We start from the raw sequence: 6010 nt of genomic DNA, 5'->3' as shown, positions 1-6010 counted from the left end.
ATTCGCATCCGCCTCACTCAGTTATACGCACCGTCGTTCACATAGCTCAGAAGAAGTGAAAATTTTGCGACACAGCCGCTAAATCTGCCCGAAAATGGCTCAAGCTGCATCTTGCTATTGATGCAGATAGCAATCAGGTCATTGCAGAAACACTGACTGATCAAAATACAAGTGACCTCAGCCAGGTTCCTGATTTGCTTGATATGATTGATCGCCCCATCGCTTGTTTCATGGCAGATGGTGCTTATGACAGTGATCAAACCTATCAAGCTTTACGCAGTCATAGTCCCGGTGTGAGCATTATCATTCCGCCACGAATACGAGACTTACAAGAAGCGTCATATGGCCCCCCACCTGATCAGCGTGACTGGCATAGCCGCACAAATGCTCAACGCGGTCGGATGGAGTGGCAAAATCTTACCGAGTATGGGAAGCGAGCGAGAGTAGAAAACGCCATAGGCAATTATAAATCAACAAACGGGCCAAAGCTAAGATCACGCAAATTCACCAACCAGAAGACTGAAGTTAAACTTGGATGCGGCGTCCGTAACCGCATGCTGCAGACACCACGCCCGAAATCCGTCCGCGTCAAAGTTGAAACCACATAAGCCAGCATCAAAGATCGGAATCCGCCACCAATTCGTTTCATGCAACAATGCCGTTCCGGGCCTTGTCAATGTATCCATGGAAACGACAACTTCCCTTCTGGCAAACGTTCGGGACGCTAGCCGACCTTATATTTTTATCACTGTGCCAGCCCGACCGAAAAGGAGCGCTGCCGCATCTTCGAGCCGTCCTATCCCCGCGATGCGGCCGGGATGGGAAGCAAAAGTGCAGGCCGCTTCGACTTTGGGGCCCATTGAACCGGAAGCAAACTTATGCGTTGAGAGTTCTGCTGGCGTCGCCCTGCTGATCGGATGCTGGGCCGGCGTTCCCCAGTTGCTATAGACAGCGTCCACGTCTGTGAGCATCAGGAAAGCGTCGGCATTGAGTTCTTCTGCGAGAAGCCCTGCCGCCCGGTCCTTATCAATCACCGCTTCGATGCCTTCAATTTCCTCCTGCTCGTTACGAATAACCGGAATACCGCCACCGCCCGCGCAGATGACGACAACGCCAGATTCAACCAGAAGTTGGATGACTTGGATCTGAGTGATACGTTGGGGACGCGGCGACGGCACCACGCGCCGCCATTTTCCCTCGCTCTCTTCGATGAGCACCCAGTCATGTTCCGCCCGGACACGATCGGCATCTGCCTTGTCGTAGACGGGACCGATGGGTTTTTCCGGATGGGAAAAGGCCGGGTCGTCACTATTCACCTCAATCTGGGTCAAGAGCGTGGCGAGCCGCGTTTGCGTGGGCAAGGCATTGGTCAGTTCTTGCTCTACCAGATAGCCGATCATACCGACGCTTTCTGCCCCCAGAATATCGAGCGGATAAGCGGGGACATCCGCATAAGCGGAAGCCTGGAGTGCCAGAAGCCCGACTTGCGGACCGTTGCCATGCGCAACCACGATGTTGTGGTTACGTGCAAGCTCGGCCAGCGCTTTTGCGGCTTTCCGTACATTGGCGCGCTGGACCTCGGCGGTCATTGGCTCTCCACGTTTTAAAAGCGCATTACCTCCCAGAGCCACAACGATCCGCATGTCAACTTCCCAACGTTGCTACGAGTATTGCCTTGATAGTGTGCATGCGGTTTTCCGCCTGATCGAAAACGATAGAAGCGTTTGATTCAAAGACCGCCTCGCTCACCTCCATGCAGTCGATGCCGAATTTCTCGAATATCTTCTCTCCGATCTCCGTCTCGCGATTATGGAAGGCTGGAAGACAATGCATGAACTTCGCATGTGGATTGCCAGCCGCCGCCATGATCTCCGGCGTTACACGGTAGGGCGTCAGCAGTTCGATACGTTCTGCCCATACCGAATCCGGCTCGCCCATCGATACCCAGACATCCGTATAGATAAAATCACATCCCTTGACGGCGGCTACGGGGTCTTCGGTGAGTGTAATGCGCGCACCGGTCTGAAGCGCGATTTCCTGACAGCGGTCGATCAGTTCCTGTTCTGGCCAACAGGCTTTCGGTGCGGCAAGGCGCACATCCATGCCGATCTGTGCCGCCCCTGTCAGGAGTGAATTGCCCATATTGTTGCCGGCATCGCCGAGGAAGGCGAAGGTGACTTGCGACAAATGTTTGCGGGTATATTCGCGCATGGTAAGAAAGTCGGCGAGAATCTGGGTCGGATGAAATTCATCTGTCAGACCATTATAAACCGGCACACCCGACCATTTCGCCAGAATCTCCGCCTGTTCCTGCCCGAAGCCGCGATATTCGATAGCGTCGTAGACACGACCAAGCACGCGGGCTGTGTCTTTCATGGATTCCTTCTTACCTATCTGGGTACCGGTGGGCCCCAGATAGGTAACATGTGCACCCTGGTCATAGGCGGCGACCTCGAACCCGGTACGCGTGCGAGTGGAGTCTTTTTCAAAGATCAGCGCAATGTTCTTGCCTTTCAGCCTTTGATCTTCATAACCGCCATATTTGGCCTGTTTCAATGAGGCCGAGAGCTTTAGCAGGAACCGGATGTCATCCGGCGTGAAATCGAGCAACTTCAGGACGCTACGGCCCTTGATATTGACTGGCATTTTCGTCTCCTCAAACTGGATCGCGTATTAATGGACAGGTCATGCAGTGGCCGCCGCCTCGCCCGCGCCCGAGTTCTGCACCGGGCACGGTGATGACCTCGACGCCTGCCTTGCGCAATTGTGTATTGGTGTAGGTATTGCGGTCATAGGCAATGACCACACCCGGCTCCAGTGCAACGACATTGTTGCCGTCATCCCACTGCTCGCGCTCGGCGACGTAAGCATCACCACCCGTTTCAACAACGCGCAACTTCTTCAGTCCCAGCGCTTCAGCAACGACCTCGGTAAGCTTGCGTCCTTCCGCCCTGACGTCTATTTCATCTTTTGTCTTGCCCGGACGGATCGAATAGGGCTCGATCTTTTCTGCAACATCGGCAAAGAGCGTCACGAGATCACGATCGCAAAAGCTGAACACAGTATCCAGGTGCATGGATGAACGCTCTACAGGCAGCTTGCAGGCGATCACATGCTCAGCCCCCCCCTTCTGAAACAATGCGCGCGCCAGTTGCCCCACCGCCTGCGGTGTGCTCCTCTCGCCCATGCCAACAAGAACAATACCGTTTCCAAGTGGCATGACATCCCCACCCTCCAATGTGGCAAGCCCATAATCCGTATCGGGATCACCCCACCAGACCGGGAAGCCCGCGTCGCGAAAATCCGGATGGAAACGATAGATGGCCGTGATATTGACGGTTTCCAGCTTGCGTGCATTCCAACGCATCGGGTTGAGCGTGACACCACCACCGATCCAGCAGGTTGTATCGCGAGTAAACAAATGATTAGGCAGAGGTGGCAGGACGAAATCCTCCGGTCGCAATGTTGGCGCGAAAAGCCCACGTCCCTTGATTGGCAGTTCGGCTTTACTCAAGCCGCCCATCAGGATCAGCGACAAGGCATCGGCGTCAATCTCCATGAGGTGGGCTCGCAAATCGTCAGCCAGACCAACGCCTACGGTATTCTCGTTGACACGACGCTCCAGAAGCCAGCGGCGGGCCTCGGCATCCTGCATCGTCTCTGCCAGCATCTCTCGCAGAAAGACGACATCCACGCCACGATGTCGCATGGCGTCGACAAAGGTGAGATGTTCGACACGGGCCTGCTTGACCCAGATGACATCATCGAAAAGCAACTCATGACAGTTCGACGGCGTTAAGCGGGCAAGTGCCGAGCCCGGACGATGGACGAGGACACGGCGCAGTTTGCCAACTTCGGAATGAACACCATAGGTCAAGCTCATATCGTAATCTCCTTCAAGCAAGCAGAACAGCGGCGCTCAGGCACGCCATGATGATAATGGTCAGGATCAAAAGCAGCGGCCACATGAAGCGCAACCAGCGTTCATAGGGGACGCGACCAATTGCCAGTGCACCCATTACGACCGCAAAAGTCGGATTGATCAGGTTCACGAGCCCGTTTGCAGACTGATAGGCGGTGACCACAAACTGGCGGCCAACGCCGGCGAAATCTGCCACAGGTGCCATGATCGGCATGGAAAGGACCGCCAGACCGGACGAAGACGGCACGAAGAAGGACATGAGTACCTGAAGCCAGTACATCACGTTGATGAAGGCCACCTTACCCAACCCGGAGACGGAAAGCTCCGCCCAGTGCAGGATGGTATCTGTGATCTTGCCAGCGTCCATGACCACGACGATGCCGCGCGCCAGGCCAATGATCAGCGCCACGCCAAGCAGGTCGCGTGCACCGTTGACGAAACTGTCGACAAAACTTGCCTCACCAGGTCGTGTGATAAAGCCAATCAGGATAGCCGAAGCGAGGAACAACCCGCTCATTTCCCCCATCCACCAGCCGCCTTTCAAAACACCCCAGATCATGACGACAAAGGTGAGACCAAAGACCGTTAGTACGATCTTGTGCAAAAGTGTAAAGTTAGCCTTTTCACCCTCATGCGCACTTAGAAAGTGTTTTTCGTTCGCCGCCTTCATGTCGTAGACGAGTGATTTCGTAGGATCTTGCCGCACCCGTTCAGCATAACGCATCACGTAGATTACGCAGGCCAGCCAGCTAAGCCCCAGTATGATGCAGCGTAGCACGAGACCATTGGTGAAAGGTACGCCTGCAGCATCCGAGGCTATGACCGTAGCGAATGCATTGACTGTCGAACCGAGAACGCCGACGCCTGCTCCAAGCAATATGACGGCAACGGCGGTTACGGCATCGAAACGCGCCGCTATCATGATTGGAAGCAGAAGCATATAGAAGGCAAGCGTTTCCTCCGCCATGCCATAGGTTGTGCCGCCGAAGGCGAACAGCGCCATAAGCACGGGGATCAACCATTTCTCTCGCCCTTTTAGAGCAATCATCGCGCTGCCAATGCCAGCATCAATAGCGCCGGTAGAAGCAACAACACCAATGAAACCACCAATAATGAGAACGAAAACCGCCACATCAATCGCATTGGCCTGATTGGTCGAAGGATTATAAAGCCCTCCGATCGGTGCCATGAATATATCTGTAATACCTTGCGGATTGGATTCAGCGACCTTGTAAGTCCCAGCAATAGGAACTTCCTTGTTCAAAGCCGCATTCATGGTTCGCTCGTACTGGCCAGCTGGAATGATCCAGGTCAGCGCCGCGACAATGACAATGAGGCCAAAAAGAATGGTGAATGCGGTAGGAAAACGAAATCGTTTTCCATCGCCGTCTTGTGCGATGTCACTCATGCATTAGTCCCGCTCTCTTTCAATGCAACCGACCTGAGTTTATGGGTTGCAAGATAAGCCGCATTGATTTCAATCAAGAAGCATCAAGTATAGAAAAATATCACTCGGGTAGTTCTGGTTCCAGATTGTCAATCGGCGTTTAAACGGGGCTCTGACGTAATCTCGCTGACATCAGGTCGCTCCGATGACACGTGCTTCCAGCAGATCGAGCTTCCCACGTCCATACATTTGCCTCTTGATGAGTTTTAGCTTGGTGATTTGTCCCTCTGTCTGGCCGTTAGACCACTGTGAGGTTATCGCATTTTGGACGGCTGCCCTGTCGCGGATGATACCGTTCGCGAATGGGGCGACCAAGCTTGCTGCTGCGCGGTCGATCCACGTGTCCAGATCATCTTTGGACTTGCGCCGCAGCATTTCGTGGAAGCTTTCCACAACATCTCTGGCCTCGACTAGGTCTGGTAGTTGCTCCTCGATCGCAGCGACCGTCATCGTCTGCGCCTTGGTCAAGTTGTTGCGTTCAAGTGTCATTAGGCGAACGATGGTGCGTGCCGCCGGCGCGTGGCCGAGCCCGTTTTCGGCTTTTTCCGCCCGCCTTCGTCGTGTTGCCCATTCAGTGACAACGCGGAGACCTCCGCCAAAACCAGCCAGCCGAAGCTGCCGCCACAGTTCAGCGCCGTTTC

Annotated in this window: 5 protein-coding genes and 1 pseudogene; 1 reads left to right on the top strand and 5 read right to left on the bottom strand. The window is 54.5% G+C overall.

Translation table 11 applies throughout. The features are described 5' to 3' along the window. Nucleotides 1–77 precede the first annotated feature (77 nt). Nucleotides 78–608 (top strand): annotated as a pseudogene (locus JNC70_RS22505) (IS5-like element ISOcan1 family transposase); the annotation flags it as partial. A gap of 126 nt (nucleotides 609–734) precedes the next feature. Here the strand turns inward: JNC70_RS22505 and arcC are convergent. The 5 genes from arcC to JNC70_RS22480 all read right to left on the bottom strand — a co-directional run. After that, nucleotides 735–1643, bottom strand: coding sequence for a carbamate kinase (gene arcC / locus JNC70_RS22500; protein ID WP_374789030.1), 909 nt, complete (start codon nucleotides 1641–1643; stop codon nucleotides 735–737). Between the two features lies 1 nt (nucleotide 1644). Next, complete coding sequence (gene argF / locus JNC70_RS22495; RefSeq protein ID WP_374789029.1) at nucleotides 1645–2646, bottom strand: ornithine carbamoyltransferase; 1002 nt, start codon at nucleotides 2644–2646, stop codon at nucleotides 1645–1647. Nucleotides 2647–2656: 10 nt separating this feature from the next. Next, nucleotides 2657–3883 carry an arginine deiminase gene (gene arcA, locus JNC70_RS22490; protein WP_094513852.1) on the bottom strand — a complete coding sequence of 409 codons (1227 nt, stop codon included), beginning with the start codon at nucleotides 3881–3883 and terminating at the stop codon, nucleotides 2657–2659. 13 nt (nucleotides 3884–3896) lie between these two features. Then, nucleotides 3897–5330: a YfcC family protein gene (locus JNC70_RS22485; RefSeq protein WP_151558863.1), complete on the bottom strand. Its 1434-nt coding sequence runs from the start codon at nucleotides 5328–5330 to the stop codon at nucleotides 3897–3899. A gap of 171 nt (nucleotides 5331–5501) precedes the next feature. Further along, nucleotides 5502–6010: transposase (locus JNC70_RS22480; RefSeq protein ID WP_374789028.1), on the bottom strand; the 509-nt coding region annotated here is incomplete at its 5' end.

The sequence above is a fragment of the Brucella oryzae genome (genome assembly GCF_041929965.1).
GTDB classification, from domain to species: Bacteria; Pseudomonadota; Alphaproteobacteria; order Rhizobiales; family Rhizobiaceae; genus Brucella; species Brucella oryzae.
Note: the sequence above shows the minus strand (reverse complement) of the source record. Positions and strands in the feature narration are given on the sequence as shown.

What these genes read in the sequence shown, in the direction of transcription:
- arcA (WP_094513852.1), bottom strand. Translation starts at nt 3,883, where the DNA reads ATGAGCTTGACCTATGGTGTTCATTCCGAAGTTGGCAAACTGCGCCGT.
- JNC70_RS22485 (WP_151558863.1), bottom strand. Translation starts at nt 5,330, where the DNA reads ATGAGTGACATCGCACAAGACGGCGATGGAAAACGATTTCGTTTTCCT.
- arcC (WP_374789030.1), bottom strand. Translation starts at nt 1,643, where the DNA reads ATGCGGATCGTTGTGGCTCTGGGAGGTAATGCGCTTTTAAAACGTGGA.
- argF (WP_374789029.1), bottom strand. Translation starts at nt 2,646, where the DNA reads ATGCCAGTCAATATCAAGGGCCGTAGCGTCCTGAAGTTGCTCGATTTC.